Genomic DNA, 14102 nt, shown 5'->3' with positions numbered 1-14102 from the left:
TGTGAAGGTACTACCCTGGATAATTATCTATATTGAACTTAAACTGTTTTTTCCCTTCCTGGTAAAATTCAGCCTCGATAATTACTTGCTTATGAGATTTAATGTTTTTTATGAATCCAGAGGGTGCTGAGAAGAAAATCACGTCAGCGCTGCCATCAGCAGCTTCATTCATTGAATATGTTTTTATCTTGTCTTGATCGAACTTAACAGACACATGGCAACCATCATACGAGTTACATAAAAACTGGCCTTTACTTATAAGTAACAGCGCCTCTGTTGGCATCAACTCCTCCGGCCTCTGACCCTTTTTCAAAGTGGTCTTTTTGGAGCGTAGGACAATTGACAGTTCAGAACCACCGTTATAGGGAAAATCAAAATCGGCAGAATTTTCAGAGTCAAGTGTTAGAAACTTCTGAGCTGTACCACGCATTTCATCGTTTTGATATGAAGGCGTCCAATCTTTTGCGTGTGTGCTAAATGCAACCAAAGCTATTGCTGCAAAAATAAATTTTTTCACATCCCTATCTCCATTGGTTTATTTTGGAACAGATTAGCAGGGATGTCTCAGGATTCAATGCAACCAGAAGCAAAAAACCTCACCGAAGTGAGGTTATCTTTGTGCTTAGTCGGCCCAGCCTGTCTTTGTGTTAATGGCCGACTCAGCCATCGTATACTTCGCCACAACGTCATCCTTAAACAGGATCGTAAGCTCTTTCTTTGTCCCGTTCGTACCGTTATGGAAAAGCCCATAGAACGGAATGAATGAGGTGCCATTAACTTTCACTTTAGCGAAGGAATACTTCCAGATTTCATTACCGCCGTCGGTATAAGACACGTTATCAGGCGATCCGAAGGTGTTCTTAACCTCTGCCTTGGTGGTTTTCCCTTCCTGAAGCTTTGACTGGACGCTGGTTTCAGACTCTTTACTGAGCTGCTGATTTCCAGAAGAGGCACAACCAGCCAGTGTTAAAGCAATCGCAGTTGCGACTAAAATTTTCTTCATTTTGTTTAATCATCCCTTTGGTATTGTTCTGAGCAATCCTATCAGGGATGTGGGGCACGACAAAAGCCATGGGGCGGAAACTATTTAATGAAACAGGACGTTTTGTCCTGTTTTTTATGCCAGAGATTCCCATAAATCAGATTAGGCTCTTACTGTTCTACTACCAGAACGTCTCTGCCTGACCGAGGATAAGAAATGAAACGACTGAAAAACGCTGTCAATGATCGCCGATTCACGAAAATGTGTGCATCCCTGGCAGCAATGGTGTCCGTGGGTGGTGCGGCAGGGGCCGGATCATTGATGATGGCGTTAGGGTTTGGTCTGGCTATCGTTGTCACACACGCCCGGTAATCCAGAAAGCAAAAACCCGCCGGAGGGCGGGTTTCATTCTTAACGCTACAGCCTTGCAACTTTAGTTCTAATCCTTCGCAGATTTTTTTCTTCTTTTTCTTCCTGCGACTTAAAGTTGTTGTAGGTTTCAAAATCAAAAAAGGATAAGTTTTCAATTTCTGAAACTGGGCATACAACCCTGAAGTCATTAAAGGTTAGATTGCTATTAACCCTTGGCGGACCATTTACACCTAAAACATCACCATATAAGCCGATGCTTTCATAATGGGTTATATAGTTTGTCGTGACGACAATTTTTAGCGTGTCTTTATCCCTATAACCGCTGAGCAGTGGGATGAAAGCCATGTGCTCAATTTTTCCATGCTCCAAGGGAGGACGAATAACCCATCCGACATAAAATTTCTTTGATTTCAAAGTGAAAATGACGGGCGCTAACGTAGCAGAAGCCTCAATGGCCAAAGTTTCAAGAGGATGGTTCCTTGCCGCCTTTGCGAGGGCTTTGAACCTATTGTTTCCCCATGCATGCCACCCCTTGTTTAGAAGGCCACAAAATGTAGAAAGTGCAATAGAGCCAACCAACCATAGAGCTATCTTTAAGCTCTTCCCTGTTGCAACTGCATCTGCAGACAGTGGAATAAGTAATTTGGCATTTTCCTTGTTCATTCCCACCAGTTTCGCTGAGAAATCAATGAGCCCCATGAATCCCATTATTGAGCATATCATCCAACTCAATATGCAGAACCCGGTTCCCCATGTCGCCACATAAAAGTAAGCGCCCCAACCATCAGAGCGCTTAAATTTGTATCTCGTAGATACTGATGTAACCGTAAAAATGTAACCACTGACCAGGATGACTGATAGCAAAAGAGTCCCCATCAGTCACCTTGCCTTGGCAGGTTCTACTCTTGCAAGGAACTGAAACTGGCGTTTCATCTCTTTGCGAACCTTATCGTTTTCCAGGTTTAAGCTGATTACGCCATCACGATCAATTGTGAGTCTGTCCTGGTTATCGACAAGGATATTCGTTAAGCGCTCTACGGGACTTTCAGCGCTAACTGTTGGCTTTCCTTTGTTCGAGAAACTAAACATAGCTCCTCCTCAATCTACCTTTTTGGGTGTAAAAAGAGCTTAGCGAACCATACGCCGCCAAGCCCTTAACCGAATTTTTTCAACAATATTTGTTGTTGTGATTGAAGATTAAGTTATGTTGATCTGGTGGTCAAGCGCGGCGCTCACAAACTTTGTGTTGTGACATGTCACGATTTCGATTCAATTGTCGATGCATTCCCGATTGCTAAGACGCTTTCTCCATCATCGCCTGCCAGCGCCGATCGTCTTCTTCCATGACTGTGTCGAACTCTTCGCGAGTAAATCCTTTCTGGTTCGGGTATTTGGCGTTGAGCATCATCGCGAATTCCGTCATGGTGAGGTTCTCAGCCTCATCCCGGCTTATGCCGAAATGGTTGCGTGCCGCCATGATGTAATCGGCAGCGCGGAATTCCGAGGTGGTTTCGTTGCTTTCATAGCGCTGCAACTGGCGAATCTTCGCCTTGCCAACGATGCCGTGCATCATCAGGTTTTGCGCGACTATAATCATGTTCTCCGGAGGCATGCTGCCAGGCCGCCAGACAAAGCCATGCTTTCGTGATTTAGCCGGCTTCATCCAGCCAACCAGATCGCCAATATCGTCATCGCAGCACGCCGTAAGCACTGTATGCGCCGCCATGATGGCTTTGCGAGTCAGAAGGCCGCTCTGGATATACCGCAACACACAATCCGGAAGCCGGCTGTACTCGTCGCGGATATAAGCCTCTGCTGCGCGCTGCACTAATGGCGTCGCATCATCGTTGCACAGCTCATAGAACGTCTGGACGATTTCCGCGGGCTCGCCTATACGTGCCATGTTGCGGAATGACGGTCGGAAAAAGAATTCCCGGTCATCGGTACCGATAAGGCACTCACCTAATTCTTTAATGGGGGTCATAGTCGCTCCATAAACAGTATCAAGGGCGCCGCAACGCCCTTTGTACTATTCACGAAACAGCCAGGTGATTAGCTGATCGTGACCGTGCATGCCACTGAGGTGATCTTGACTGGCGTCGCTGCAGAGTCCGTGACTTCGCAGGTGTAAACCCCGGCGTCACCAGAGACCGCACTGGCCTTGTTAAACGTAGCTGTGGTTTGTCCGCTGACTACGGATCCGTCTTTTTTCCATACGTAGGTGTATGGAGACGTGCCGCCTTCAACGACCACCTGCATGTTAAGAGCGGAGCCAGTAGCAACGGATTTAGTCGCCGTTAGGTTCGTGGTGAATGCCAGCGCCGGCGGAGCGACTTCAAATACGACGGTGTCCGCGTCAGCAACTTTCCACTCACCAGAGAAGGTGGAAATGTCGGAGGTGCCGAAGTCACCAGACCATGAAGTGGTGTTGAAGTACCCCATGATGTAGGTCCCGGCATCCTCGCCCACAAAGTCGAAGCGGACCCAGACCGTAGGCTGGCGGCCGGCCTGCACTTCATCGAAAATATATTTCGAGATAGCAATGGCGCCGATTTCAGTCGTTTTATCCTGCTTACGGAATTCCCCTTCCCCGGAGATGGTGAAATCCATGTTGTTGACCAGGTTCTCAACCAGACCTTTCGTATCGTCAGCCTCAGAGGTGACGGTATTCATGGAGTAGTCGAAACCTTTCGTGGTTAGCGCGCCCAGGCGCTTCCATTCGGAAAGAGCCGGAACGGTATCAGCACAGCCCATAGCCATGCGGAGTACCGCTACTTTGCCGATCAGCTTACCGGTATCATTCTGGCAGCCCTGCATGTGTACCTCTCAAATAAAAAAGGCCGCCAGATGGCAGCCTGATGGGTGATTCTGGCGATTATTCGCCGTATGTGCATGAGACGAGCAGCCGGGTTACTAACCGGCCCTCTTCGGTGGATATTGGCGCCGGAACGTTGCCGACAAGGCTCAGTGCGCCAACGCAGTCATCCGCGCCAGATTGTGCGCTGATATATTCGACAATGGCGTTAACCGCGGAGTCCGCGCCATCAGGATTCGATTTTGATGAAACGACATCAACCATCACATACCAGTCGCCGCCGCGGTCGTACTCTATATTGGTACCGCCAGAAGGCCGGAACACGATGAACTGGTCGGCATCCTTGCCAGTATCGCGCCATATCCGCCACTGCACCTTAAACCCGGAAGTTAGCCCTTCGGCTACAAACAGGTCTTTGAGGCGCATGTACATTGGAGGATTCATTGGCCTTCTCCACATGGAACGACTTCGACGCGCCCCTTTAGAGTACGCTCGTAGAGCTCGCCTTTATGGCGTTTATGGGCTCTGAATGGCCTTGGATGATATCGAACAATTCCGCGCTGGATATCAGCAAAAAACACCCCGTCGATTTGGTTGCCATTCACAAATACTTTGCGAGGACCGAGGCCGTCTCCGGCAAAATGGATAGTGCGATTCATAATGAGGATGTTGCGATTCATAATGACAACTCCTTCTTGACCGCGGCGTCGATCTGGCTGCGGGTATCCTCGAAGCCCTTCGTTAAGAACTCTTTCTGCGCAGTCGCGCGCCGGAAGTTTTGCTTCACTTCAGGGTCATGAACGAAGACGGCATAGTTAGCCGTATAGCCAACGCGCCCGGTCACCCGCACGCCGTTCGCGGTGATTTCCCGGAACTGGCTATTGATGAGCGTCGACGTGTCGATCGGGGTGTAGAGCGCCGCCTGTGCACTACCGATGAGCATCGCCGACTGCAGTGCGCGCACAACCTTGCGCCCCTGCACGTCCTTAATGATGCGGTCGAGATTGGCCTTAGCCTGGCGGATGCCGCGAACTTTAGCTCCCATGATCAGACTCCCGTAATAATGGCCCAGTCATCTTCAACACCGTCAAGGGTATCGTTCCACTGAGTGAAAGCCCTTATTTCGTCCGCTTTGGTGTTGTAGGGGTTGGTATCGGTGCTTGTTCCGATAAGGATGTAATCGCCCTCTTCAGCATCAGCGTAAGCAGTGAAGAAAGTGTTTTTTACGACAATCCCTTTCCCAAGCTCGCTGAGCTTTGACGAAAGTCCGCCAATGTAATCACACATGATGTTTATTGGAGGGTGGAAGCCATACGGCTGTCCGCCGCCATCAGTATCACTTCCATCAGCATCTCGAATCCTTTTCCAGAGAGTGCATGGCTTGTTGTATGACCATGAAGCTGTAGACGACATCAGCCATCCCTCCATCGCAGCACGATTGCGCCTGTAGCCTGTATGCGAGGGCAGTTAATCATCCACTGCCCGGCACCGTTAACGTATGCCGTCGTTTGCTCGCCGGTATCGGTCATGACCCACACCCGGGAGAACGTCCGCGGCAGCCGTTGCTGCACTGAAATCCATGCCATCAGCAGCCACCAACGACCATGAACAGGCCCACGCTGTTACCGGCGCTAATCGGCAGCTCACTGGTGCATCCGCTCGTATCGAGCTTCGCCAGCGAGTCACGCAGCCAGGTAATCCCGTCTTCGCCGTAATCGAACGAGCGCGACGCTCCTGATGGCGCCCCCTGCGATTTTATACGCCGGGCACCGGAAGACGTCGCCATGAGCGCGGCGGCATACATCAGGATGAGCTTTGCCGTGCATTCGTCGTATCCCGCACCGTCGAGGCACGGGATAATCTTGTTCACCACGCAGAGAATCGGATCGAGCAGCGCGCCGGGAATGGCATAACCCAACTCACCGAGGAACGCCTGCACGTCTGCCGCTGTGATTGGGTCAGCCATGATTATTTCGCCTTCTTCTGCAACTCAGCCAGTTGCTTCTGAGCCTCTTCGAGGTCAGCCTGCAGCTTGGTATTCGCTTCAGTCAGCGACGCTACCTTACCGTTGGCCTCTTCGAGGTCAGCCTGCAGCTTCCCCAGCTCGCCCGGGGTTGCCACCTCAAGTACCTGATCGCTTACGGGGATAGCCTTACCAGCCAGCCAAAGCGGGAGTGTTTCGCCTTTGTAGACTTCACCCTTTTTCAGTTCGTGACTGTCATGGGTAAGCAGCCATTGTTGTTCTTTACCAGCCATGCGGCCTCCGTAAAAAAGATGGGGCCGGAGCCCCATTGATTATGCTTTGGTAAGCTGGACGTAACCTGCCTGGCCGTTTGCATCGTGTTTGAACTGCGGCGCCGCGGCGGCGAGAACCGAGAAAACGTAATCATCTTCAGGGTTAAGGCGCGCTTTCGGCCGCATGGTCATCGGCATACCATTCAGGATCTGAACGACGTCCGGACGTTTAACCACGCCCAGAAGCTCATCCGTCGGAACTTTGGAGGCCGGAACCAGCGCGGATACACCAGGAATTTCCATGATGCGGGACAGGATGGTCTTCGGATAGTTCGCCGCATAGTCGTTCACAGACGCGTAGAACCAGTCCTTGTAGTTCAGGTAAATGGTCACCGGCGCATAGAAGTTTTCGTTATGCAGCAGATTAATCAGGTTGGAGATTGCCGCAACCCACTGAGCGCCGCTAGCGCCGTTCAGAGTCAGGCCGTGAGTGCCGGTTCCGCGGTTAGGCGCAGTACGCAGACCATAAATGGTAGCGCCGCCAACGTTGATATTCGGATCACCGTTCAGCACCATGTCTTCCAACTTCTCAGCGACTTTGCGCTGATGGTTGGAGATGGCGTCGCTGTCCAGCGAATAGCCTTCAGTCTGAGCCGCCAGCATCTGACGCCAGCCGAAGGTCAGTTCACTGTCGATGATCGGCAGCGGCGTACCTTCGTAATCCATGACGGGCTGATCACCCTTCGACTTGCCACGGCCATCCAGGCTGATATTCACATCACCGGAGTCGGACAGGGTCATAAAGTAATGGACGATTTTGCCGAGAGCCATCGGGCGGGATACGCTGGATGCAAGGTCATTAAATACCGCCAGCACATCACGCTGAACAGTGATCGCCGAACGGTCCCACTCGCCCCATACATCTCTAGGCAGCACTGACGCATTACCAACGAGCTCGTCGAAGGCGATGAACTGGCCGTTTGCGTCGTTAACCGCAAAGCCATGCTGTGCAGCCATGTTTCGCTGCATCATGTCCCAGCGGCGACGGGCGTTAAGGATTAGCCTCTGCTGTTGTGGTGTAAACTTTAACATTCGTGTTTTCCTTATGCCTTGGCGTACGGAGTGGAGAGGATCACCACGTCGGCGAAGCCTTCCGCCGCCAGAGTGCGCCCTGCTTTTTCGTCGAACGTTGCGACGACCTGGTTACCGGTTGCGGCCGCTTTGAACACACCGCCGGCACCGACGGTCAGTTCCTGACCTACGGTGTAGGCTGCCGCCACCAGACGAACGTTATATTCCTGCTCGCCTTCTACGCGGTACGCCACGCCAGTTTCGTTCGCTGCGTAGGCGGTAGTGATTGCCTGACCGATGAACCGACGGTTACCGAGAATGAACCAGCGACCGGTGGTGTCAGTAGCTACAGCCAGTTTTCCTGACGCAACTTTGACCGCGATGCCAGGGGTAGACGCTGCCGCAACTGGCAGGTTGATAGTTTCCGGTTCGCGCTCGACCGGACCACGATAGATAACATTCGGCATTATTTTTTCTCCTGATCCATGCCAGCGTTGAGGTCGTAATCTTTCCACTGGTCATTCTCAGCATTTACCTGCTGGAATGCCGGGTTAAGACCAGTACTGGTCTGGCACTGCGAGTACATGTCGTTCAGCGCATCGCCGTCCAACGAGTTAACCGCCGCTTCAGTCATGAACGGGAATTTAGCTTTGACGGCCTGACGCTTTGTAGTGAGGTCCTTCTCAGCGTTTGCCTGCAGTTGGGTTTTCAGCGTGTCGATCTCATCGGTCAGCGGCTTAATTGCCAGATTGACCGCCGCGGTAATCGCTTCGGAGTTAATCTGAGCCTGGCCAGGGTCGCCGCCGCCGTCTTTCTTCTGCACCTGTTGGTTGTAGGCATCCCAGACCTGATCGTCGGTCAGCCCCTCGGTTTTTACGCCGGCGGCATTAAGCGCGGCGATCATCTTCTCTTTCATCGGGTTTGTTTCTCCGTTGGTTTTGACTTCGTACTCAGTTGGTTTGCGCACGACTTCTACTGGATCGCCGACAAGCGTTACGACTTTGTCGGAGATGAGGTATTTCTGGTCGAGGAGTTTCGGCTTAGCGCCGTCGGCGTCTTCTTCGTAGACGAAATGGTCAGGCCAGACACTGACGACGTAGCGCCACTTTTTGTCGTCCTGCTTAATAGCCATCCGCAGCGCCTGGTAGATATCGTCGAATGACATTTCGGAAGCGTTGCTGATGAAAAACTTAACCCTGTCCCACCAGTTATCCTTCATGTTATTAGCGGCTTCGACGAGGCTGGCGGTTTCCACTTCCCCCTCCTGCCCGTCGGCGTTCACGAACATGCCTACACCCTCCGCTGGGGTGCCGGCGCCCGGCTCATCCAGCAAGATAGCGATGTGGTCGAACTGCATGTTCCGGGCAATCCACGAATGCTTCTTGCCCTTCGACTCACCGGACTTTTTCTCTTTGTTGGTGAGCAGCCCGGTAGAAAGGTGGATCGGGTCGGTGTTTGTGCCAGCGATCATCTCGTCGAGACGGTTAATCAGGCGCTTACCATCAGGCTTTGTCTCGGCGACCGCCTTATTGATGTAGACGTCCATGACGACCTGATCGCCTGACTTACTGACGTTCTGCGCCCATGCGCCTACGTGATAGGTATTGATGGCTTGTGGGTCATTAGCGCTGACATACTTGCCATCTACCATCGGATGCGGCAGAGGCATCAGCTTGCCTTCCATCGTCTGGTAGCTGTTGTTAATCTCCTCCGCCGGGTACAAGCCGCCATTCATCACGATGTCATCGACGATCGGGACCGCACCACGAATAACGTAGTGTTCCTGGCCGTTGAGAGTTGTCGTGGAGATGTTGGATGCGTTGATGGCGAGGGATTTAACGTGGATGCTGGATAGCTTCACGTTGCGTCCTCTTAGAGTTGTTTTGGTGGTGGAAGCACTTTGCTTAATGACGTTGTTTTACTCGGTTGATACCCGCCAGACGCAACTGGCCGGCAGTCATCGCAAAACCTCGCTGGTGCAGGAACATATTTACCGCAGAGATGGCAAGAGCATGGATCAGCCGACCCAGAACTTGCCCCCACAAGAATGAAAACCATTATGACCAGCAGAAACAGGACAATGACTGCAATCATGCTGCCTCCTTGGTGTTCCACTGTTCACGTTCTTTCGCCAACTTCTCAGCCAGCCCTTTGTTGAATATGCTGCCGTCGTCGTTGAGCAGAACCGGAATCTGGCCGCAGTAACAGTGATATTTGTTGCCGTCGCGAGAGTAGAACTCCCTGACCCATTCAGTCGTTTTGACTTTTCCGTGTTCGGCTGCATGCCACCACCTGGTCGTTGGCTTTAGCGCTGACAGCCATAACAGGCCTGTCTTAAGCCCCAACCTGTCGGCCGCCCAGTCCGTTTCGTTCCATTGCGCCTGCCGCAGCGCTCCTACCTGCTCAGTCTGCGCCATGTTCTTGGCGCGACTCATTGAGACATCGAGGCGCTTGCTTATCACCTGCGCCGTTTCGCGCGGATTCACGCCCCGGCCAATCGAATCAGCAATGACGTTTGCGAGGTCGCCGCGCGCCCGGTCGCTTTCCATTTTCCAGTCGCTGTACGTGCTGATGTAAGCAGCAGCGATCTGGCTCTGGTAAGCGGGGCTGGACAACAGCATCTGCAGCGTAGTCTGGCTGGCGTAGACCGGAGACTGCTGAGACAGGTTGTTGAAGGCTTCAAGCGTGCCGCGCTGAGCCTCTCTGGTGACGTACTCCATCGCCCAGAGGTTTTGCTCACCGCCTTGCAACAGATAATTGTCCAGAATGGTCTGTACGATGCCCAGCAGGTCGGCCATTTCCTGCGGCGACATGTCGTAGATAAAACGGCCAGCATTGACCTGGTAAAGCGTTTGATCTTCGCCGTTAACGTGGCACAGGAAGTGCCATTTGTGGCTGTTAACCTCGCGCTCTCGCCCGGTCATGCGCTGGTCGAAAAGAGCCTTCAATGCAACCTTTATCGCGTAGTAACGGTCCTCGATGTCGCGTTCCATCTTACTGACTGCTTTGCGCGACATCGTGGGGTCAACTTTCGACCGTGGTATCACCGGACTTTTCGGCTTCTGGTTCTGGGTCGGCCAGAGGATCAGGTTTTGGTTTGCGGTCATCAGGCGGAATCTCATCGTCAAGTTCAGGCAATGGCTGGAGTTCGCCCGCCGCGCGGATTTCGTTCTCTTTGATAGCAGAACGTCCAAAGGCATTCGTCGACTTCACAGCAACGTCTGCGAGCTTGTCCATGTTGGCAATCTTCTCTGCCTGACTTGGTGCAAGCAGATCAGACCAACCGACGGTGATTTCTTCGCCCTGTGAGGGAGGGATAATACCCAGCATCCAGAAGCGCGAGACAACATCAGTAATCACGTCGGTAAGAAATCCCTTGCGTCGGCTCATTCTGGTTCTGGCCCACCCTTTGGCATCCTCAGTGCTGGCTCGTTCGCCAGTCTGCATGCCAATCAGCTCTTTGACCGGGATCGGCACGGTAGCGCAAAACTCGCACAACGCTGTTCGCCATGTGGGTTCAGGGTCAGCCGCGGCAACACTCAACACCTCGGCGGTACCTGCCTGCATAAAGCTGGCACTATCGGTGCTGTCGTTAAGCCGACGAACTTGCTGATCCAGCGCTTCGGCGAGTTGGTTCTCGGCCACACCGAGGGCTTTTGCCAGAGCTGAGAAGTTTGTTTTCTCGCTGAATGAATAGTTGAGCTGCCGGCTGGCGTTCTTCAGGAAACCCTCGGAAGCCCCGCCGCTCACCTTCTCGATATCAAGCAGCTTGTTGAACCCCGCCTCAAGCAATGACTTACCTGATGTCATCACGCCATCGTCAGAGCCTTCAGCCAGGATAATGACGCGGTCCGGGTGGACATTGACGATCCGACCTGGACGCGCATCGAAGTTCCCGTCGACGGGCAACTCGGTGAACGAATACATGGTAACTTCGCCGAAGGTTTCACTTTCCGGGTTATCGTCCCAGTTAATTGGATCAATCTGCGCCTCCCAGACAGGGATCAGCTTAACGAGCGCCTTTTCCTGGATGCGACCAACCACGGAGGTATCGACCGGTTCCCACCAGTTTTTGCTGTCCTTAATTTGAAGCAGCAGCGCCGAATACCGGCCTACAAGATTGCGGCGGTCTGCACCTTTAATCTGCTCCCAGCAACGCTTTAGAAGCTTGTTAACGCGCTTATCCCATGGTGTTTGCTTCGATGCATCCTTCGTCTGATCCCCTTCATATACCTCCGGGTAGTCCTCCCAGCATCCGTCGACCATGCGAGTGACGGCGGCGCCGGCTACCGCATTTCTCCGATAGGCCCGGAAGAAATCTTCAAACGTTAAATGCTGCGGGTAGCCAAACTCTTGATAAAGTCGCTGGCGTTTTGTGTTGCTGGTTCCGTTAAAGAGCATCGACAGATTTTTACTGCGTTCCCGCTCAATGCTGGCGTTACTAGCGCGCTGTTGTTTCATTTCGCTTTCGGTCACGATGTCCTCCGTCAGCGCGAACGCACCAACATGCCGGTTATTTTTTGTGGTGAGTGAAGTACGCGGTAACGAGTGCCATCCCAGTCGTGGTCTTCCTGCTGGGTGTCTACGTCGTCAGGATTTTTATCGTCGCGGACAAGCACAGGGATACGGCTAATCCAGCCTCGGCAGTAGTCGAAAACGTAGAAGGCTGGCTTCTCAGGCACGCCTGCTTCCAACCTCTTACCTTCGATTACAGCTTCCAACATGTCAGCGAATATCGACGCACCATTGATGCGAGAGCCTGGTTTTTTGTCGGCAGCAAGCCATTCAACGCCTTGACTCTCCATCTTCTGAGCAATCGATAACTCGTTATCTCCGGTGTTGAATATCGCGCCGTCAGCTGGCCCCGGAATAACCTCGCTGCAGATGCCAGGCATAATGTGCAACTGACCCTGCGTAACCCCGTCGAATTGAATCTCTTCCGGCTCATCTGCATCTTCGCCAACCAGTCGCTTATCAATCCAGGCCACGCCTTTAGCGACGTTCGTGGACGACATATTCAGGCCCTTGTTCAGCTCATCCGGCGGGCAGCCATACCACTCGCCGATCAGGATAAGAGAGCCGGCTGGCGGGCAGAACTGATTACCATCTGGTAATTCAACTGCGGTTCCATCTGCCTGCGCCCACCACAGGTTAGAAAATGGCTTCGACTCACCCCAGTCATGGGATCGGTCAACAGTCCAACTATCGGGAATGCGGAACGGCTTAATGACATGGAGCGATTCATTCCACAGGTGGTCGAAGCGACCGCCGCTGGTGACGTCCCAGGAGCCCTCTACCCACGCTTTGCGCCGGTTCGGGTCTTTGATAGCCATCAGCGTTGCGATGTATTGAGGGTCGAGATACGGGTTTTCTTTGAACGAACCGTGAATTGCAACGCGTGTAAGCGTCACATCCTCTTCTTTCTCGGTCTGAGGGTTAAAGACCCGCTGAGTTTCGCGAATGATGGTGCCGCGAGGCGCTGGCTCAATGAAGCGTTTCTTCACCCACGTATGGCCGATACCAAAGGGGTTAGTCGTGCTGAACGTTTCAAGCGGGATCGGCCTAAGCAGAGAACCGTTAGCAAGCGGGTAGTTCTCAGGCCTGAACGATGAGCGCCGGCACGAGAACATCATTTCGTAGAACTCAGCGGATTGCTGCTTTGTCAGCTCGTTAAATCCAATAAACGGAAACTCCTGGCCGTGATAATCCCAGTAGTCGCTCTCTTCTTTCCCGAACCGGAAGAGAAGCTCTTCACCAGTCGGCCATACCCAGCGCAATTCCGAGGCTGAAGCGAGATATCGTGCGCCGTCATTGAACAGGCGATACATACGCTTCGACTGCGTGATGATGTCGGTGAGGTTTTTATACTCGGTATCGAAAATTACTCCACGCCAGAACGAGCCATAGCCGAGGCCAACCAGGCGACGGAAACGAGCCAACTGCGCCGCTGTTTTTCCGGGCCCGCGCGTTCCCTCGTAGAGAATCTCGTTACATGGGCAGCTAAGCGAGAGCGATTGCGAGCCAGGCAGAGGCTTCCATACTGCTTTGTAATTCATCCACCCAATACCTCGCCCTGCTGTTTTTGCGCCGCCTTTTCCCAGTCCTCAACGTTATCGCAGGACGGGACCGGCATAATGCTGTGGGTAGCCACAACTTTCTGTTCGACTTGCTCTTTGAATGCCTGCACGCGCACATGCTTACCGAGCAACTCAAGATTCTTCACCTTGTCAGGCCACTTAATCTTTTTGAGGATGGTCTCGGCTGTCTCTTCGTCGAAGCTCTGAATAGTTGTGCTGATATCCATTCCAGTGAGCGTCGTTCGCCACGACTTTGGCCACAGGCTGATTGCTTTGAGGCTGCCGTCGTCGTTAAGAATATCGAGAACGTCCATCTGGTCGATTTCAACCAAGCGCCGGAGTACATAATCGGCATCAATGCCCACATCTTCGTTGCGCTTCGTTTTGAGTTCGGCGATTCTATTTTGGATGACAGCTTTTGACAGCAACTTTGTAGCGGTACGATTGGCAGTTTTAGCGCTGTACCCCACACGAATTGCTGCCTGGGTGGCGTTTAAATCGATGAGGTACTCGCGACAGAACATTTCTTGTTTGTCGGTGAGTGCCATTT

At 52.6% G+C, this 14102-nt stretch carries 22 protein-coding genes; 2 read left to right on the top strand and 20 right to left on the bottom strand.

The window, feature by feature from the left end:
• Positions 1–10 precede the first annotated feature (10 nt).
• Positions 11–517, bottom strand: a complete 507-nt coding sequence (locus tag QFI97_RS12120) for a hypothetical protein (RefSeq protein ID WP_346431252.1) — start codon at positions 515–517, stop codon at positions 11–13.
• A 105-nt stretch (positions 518–622) separates the two neighbouring features.
• Positions 623–1003: an SEN1984 family lipoprotein gene (locus QFI97_RS12115; protein WP_049264438.1), complete on the bottom strand. Its 381-nt coding sequence runs from the start codon at positions 1001–1003 to the stop codon at positions 623–625.
• Between the two features lie 195 nt (positions 1004–1198).
• Here QFI97_RS12115 and QFI97_RS12110 point away from each other — a divergent pair, with 195 nt between their 5' ends.
• Positions 1199–1354, top strand: coding sequence for a hypothetical protein (locus tag QFI97_RS12110; protein ID WP_346431251.1), 156 nt, complete (start codon positions 1199–1201; stop codon positions 1352–1354).
• Between the two features lie 45 nt (positions 1355–1399).
• On the opposite strand, the gene QFI97_RS12105 is transcribed toward QFI97_RS12110, so the two are convergent.
• The 14 genes from QFI97_RS12105 to QFI97_RS12040 all read right to left on the bottom strand — a co-directional run bounded on the left by QFI97_RS12105 (position 1400) and on the right by QFI97_RS12040 (position 9336).
• Positions 1400–2230 carry a hypothetical protein gene (locus tag QFI97_RS12105; RefSeq protein WP_346431250.1) on the bottom strand — a complete coding sequence of 277 codons (831 nt, stop codon included), beginning with the start codon at positions 2228–2230 and terminating at the stop codon, positions 1400–1402.
• Positions 2231–2233: 3 nt separating this feature from the next.
• Positions 2234–2443: a hypothetical protein gene (locus tag QFI97_RS12100; RefSeq protein WP_346431249.1), complete on the bottom strand. Its 210-nt coding sequence runs from the start codon at positions 2441–2443 to the stop codon at positions 2234–2236.
• A 205-nt stretch (positions 2444–2648) separates the two neighbouring features.
• The gene (locus tag QFI97_RS12095) at positions 2649–3338 is read right to left on the bottom strand and encodes a DUF6246 family protein (RefSeq protein WP_346431248.1); all 690 of its coding nucleotides are present in this window, start codon (positions 3336–3338) and stop codon (positions 2649–2651) included.
• 68 nt (positions 3339–3406) lie between these two features.
• A complete protein-coding gene (locus QFI97_RS12090; RefSeq protein ID WP_346431247.1) occupies positions 3407–4171 on the bottom strand; it encodes an immunoglobulin domain-containing protein in 765 nt (254 codons plus the stop codon).
• A gap of 58 nt (positions 4172–4229) precedes the next feature.
• Positions 4230–4613 carry a phage tail termination protein gene (locus tag QFI97_RS12085; protein ID WP_346431246.1) on the bottom strand — a complete coding sequence of 128 codons (384 nt, stop codon included), beginning with the start codon at positions 4611–4613 and terminating at the stop codon, positions 4230–4232.
• Positions 4610–4849, bottom strand: a complete 240-nt coding sequence (locus QFI97_RS12080; protein ID WP_346431245.1) for a hypothetical protein — start codon at positions 4847–4849, stop codon at positions 4610–4612. Before QFI97_RS12080 ends, QFI97_RS12085 begins: the two co-directional genes overlap by 4 nt.
• Entirely contained in the window at positions 4846–5214 is a 369-nt protein-coding gene (locus QFI97_RS12075) for a hypothetical protein (protein WP_024358937.1), read from the bottom strand. Before QFI97_RS12075 ends, QFI97_RS12080 begins: the two co-directional genes overlap by 4 nt.
• A gap of 2 nt (positions 5215–5216) precedes the next feature.
• A complete protein-coding gene (locus QFI97_RS12070; RefSeq protein ID WP_099843107.1) occupies positions 5217–5582 on the bottom strand; it encodes a hypothetical protein in 366 nt (121 codons plus the stop codon).
• Positions 5582–5755, bottom strand: a complete 174-nt coding sequence (locus QFI97_RS12065; RefSeq protein WP_346431244.1) for a hypothetical protein — start codon at positions 5753–5755, stop codon at positions 5582–5584. Before QFI97_RS12065 ends, QFI97_RS12070 begins: the two co-directional genes overlap by 1 nt.
• On the bottom strand, positions 5755–6135 hold the full coding sequence (locus QFI97_RS12060; RefSeq protein ID WP_346431243.1) for a DUF7370 family protein: 381 nt from the start codon (positions 6133–6135) through the stop codon (positions 5755–5757). Before QFI97_RS12060 ends, QFI97_RS12065 begins: the two co-directional genes overlap by 1 nt.
• A 2-nt stretch (positions 6136–6137) precedes the next feature.
• Positions 6138–6425 carry a hypothetical protein gene (locus QFI97_RS12055; RefSeq protein WP_346431242.1) on the bottom strand — a complete coding sequence of 96 codons (288 nt, stop codon included), beginning with the start codon at positions 6423–6425 and terminating at the stop codon, positions 6138–6140.
• A 39-nt stretch (positions 6426–6464) separates the two neighbouring features.
• Complete coding sequence (locus tag QFI97_RS12050) at positions 6465–7496, bottom strand: major capsid protein (protein WP_346431241.1); 1032 nt, start codon at positions 7494–7496, stop codon at positions 6465–6467.
• Positions 7497–7507: 11 nt separating this feature from the next.
• Positions 7508–7942 carry a hypothetical protein gene (locus QFI97_RS12045; protein WP_346431240.1) on the bottom strand — a complete coding sequence of 145 codons (435 nt, stop codon included), beginning with the start codon at positions 7940–7942 and terminating at the stop codon, positions 7508–7510.
• Complete coding sequence (locus QFI97_RS12040) at positions 7942–9336, bottom strand: DUF2213 domain-containing protein (RefSeq protein ID WP_346431239.1); 1395 nt, start codon at positions 9334–9336, stop codon at positions 7942–7944. The genes QFI97_RS12045 and QFI97_RS12040 overlap by 1 nt, the downstream gene beginning before the upstream one ends.
• On the opposite strand from QFI97_RS12040, the gene QFI97_RS12035 reads away from it, so the two are divergent.
• Entirely contained in the window at positions 9320–9526 is a 207-nt protein-coding gene (locus tag QFI97_RS12035; RefSeq protein ID WP_346431238.1) for a hypothetical protein, read from the top strand. The genes QFI97_RS12040 and QFI97_RS12035 overlap by 17 nt on opposite strands.
• Before the next feature lie 39 nt (positions 9527–9565).
• Here QFI97_RS12035 and QFI97_RS12030 read toward each other — a convergent pair whose 3' ends face one another.
• The 4 genes from QFI97_RS12030 to QFI97_RS12015 are packed head-to-tail and all read right to left on the bottom strand — an operon-like array spanning position 9566 to position 14100.
• Entirely contained in the window at positions 9566–10468 is a 903-nt protein-coding gene (locus QFI97_RS12030; RefSeq protein WP_346431237.1) for a phage minor head protein, read from the bottom strand.
• 31 nt (positions 10469–10499) lie between these two features.
• Positions 10500–11951, bottom strand: coding sequence for a DUF1073 domain-containing protein (locus tag QFI97_RS12025; RefSeq protein WP_346431236.1), 1452 nt, complete (start codon positions 11949–11951; stop codon positions 10500–10502).
• An 11-nt stretch (positions 11952–11962) separates the two neighbouring features.
• Positions 11963–13531: a terminase large subunit domain-containing protein gene (locus tag QFI97_RS12020; protein ID WP_346431235.1), complete on the bottom strand. Its 1569-nt coding sequence runs from the start codon at positions 13529–13531 to the stop codon at positions 11963–11965.
• Complete coding sequence (locus QFI97_RS12015; protein WP_346431234.1) at positions 13528–14100, bottom strand: terminase small subunit; 573 nt, start codon at positions 14098–14100, stop codon at positions 13528–13530. The genes QFI97_RS12020 and QFI97_RS12015 overlap by 4 nt, the downstream gene beginning before the upstream one ends.
• Positions 14101–14102 lie beyond the last annotated feature (2 nt).

Origin of the sequence: Klebsiella scottii, from assembly GCF_036561945.1 — a bacterium.
GTDB classification, from domain to species: Bacteria; Pseudomonadota; Gammaproteobacteria; order Enterobacterales; family Enterobacteriaceae; genus Klebsiella; species Klebsiella scottii.
Note: the sequence above shows the minus strand (reverse complement) of the source record. Positions and strands in the feature narration are given on the sequence as shown.

Bases quoted from the DNA above. Each gene is read 5' to 3' on its own strand.
- QFI97_RS12115 (WP_049264438.1), bottom strand. From the start codon at position 1,003: ATGAAGAAAATTTTAGTCGCAACTGCGATTGCTTTAACACTGGCTGGT.
- QFI97_RS12110 (WP_346431251.1), top strand. From the start codon at position 1,199: ATGAAACGACTGAAAAACGCTGTCAATGATCGCCGATTCACGAAAATG.
- QFI97_RS12105 (WP_346431250.1), bottom strand. From the start codon at position 2,230: ATGGGGACTCTTTTGCTATCAGTCATCCTGGTCAGTGGTTACATTTTT.
- QFI97_RS12100 (WP_346431249.1), bottom strand. From the start codon at position 2,443: ATGTTTAGTTTCTCGAACAAAGGAAAGCCAACAGTTAGCGCTGAAAGT.
- QFI97_RS12095 (WP_346431248.1), bottom strand. From the start codon at position 3,338: ATGACCCCCATTAAAGAATTAGGTGAGTGCCTTATCGGTACCGATGAC.
- QFI97_RS12090 (WP_346431247.1), bottom strand. From the start codon at position 4,171: ATGCAGGGCTGCCAGAATGATACCGGTAAGCTGATCGGCAAAGTAGCG.
- QFI97_RS12085 (WP_346431246.1), bottom strand. From the start codon at position 4,613: ATGAATCCTCCAATGTACATGCGCCTCAAAGACCTGTTTGTAGCCGAA.
- QFI97_RS12080 (WP_346431245.1), bottom strand. From the start codon at position 4,849: ATGAATCGCAACATCCTCATTATGAATCGCACTATCCATTTTGCCGGA.
- QFI97_RS12075 (WP_024358937.1), bottom strand. From the start codon at position 5,214: ATGGGAGCTAAAGTTCGCGGCATCCGCCAGGCTAAGGCCAATCTCGAC.
- QFI97_RS12070 (WP_099843107.1), bottom strand. From the start codon at position 5,582: ATGTCGTCTACAGCTTCATGGTCATACAACAAGCCATGCACTCTCTGG.
- QFI97_RS12065 (WP_346431244.1), bottom strand. From the start codon at position 5,755: ATGGCATGGATTTCAGTGCAGCAACGGCTGCCGCGGACGTTCTCCCGG.
- QFI97_RS12060 (WP_346431243.1), bottom strand. From the start codon at position 6,135: ATGGCTGACCCAATCACAGCGGCAGACGTGCAGGCGTTCCTCGGTGAG.
- QFI97_RS12055 (WP_346431242.1), bottom strand. From the start codon at position 6,425: ATGGCTGGTAAAGAACAACAATGGCTGCTTACCCATGACAGTCACGAA.
- QFI97_RS12050 (WP_346431241.1), bottom strand. From the start codon at position 7,496: ATGTTAAAGTTTACACCACAACAGCAGAGGCTAATCCTTAACGCCCGT.
- QFI97_RS12045 (WP_346431240.1), bottom strand. From the start codon at position 7,942: ATGCCGAATGTTATCTATCGTGGTCCGGTCGAGCGCGAACCGGAAACT.
- QFI97_RS12035 (WP_346431238.1), top strand. From the start codon at position 9,320: ATGCTGGATAGCTTCACGTTGCGTCCTCTTAGAGTTGTTTTGGTGGTG.
- QFI97_RS12030 (WP_346431237.1), bottom strand. From the start codon at position 10,468: ATGGAACGCGACATCGAGGACCGTTACTACGCGATAAAGGTTGCATTG.
- QFI97_RS12020 (WP_346431235.1), bottom strand. From the start codon at position 13,531: ATGAATTACAAAGCAGTATGGAAGCCTCTGCCTGGCTCGCAATCGCTC.
- QFI97_RS12015 (WP_346431234.1), bottom strand. From the start codon at position 14,100: ATGGCACTCACCGACAAACAAGAAATGTTCTGTCGCGAGTACCTCATC.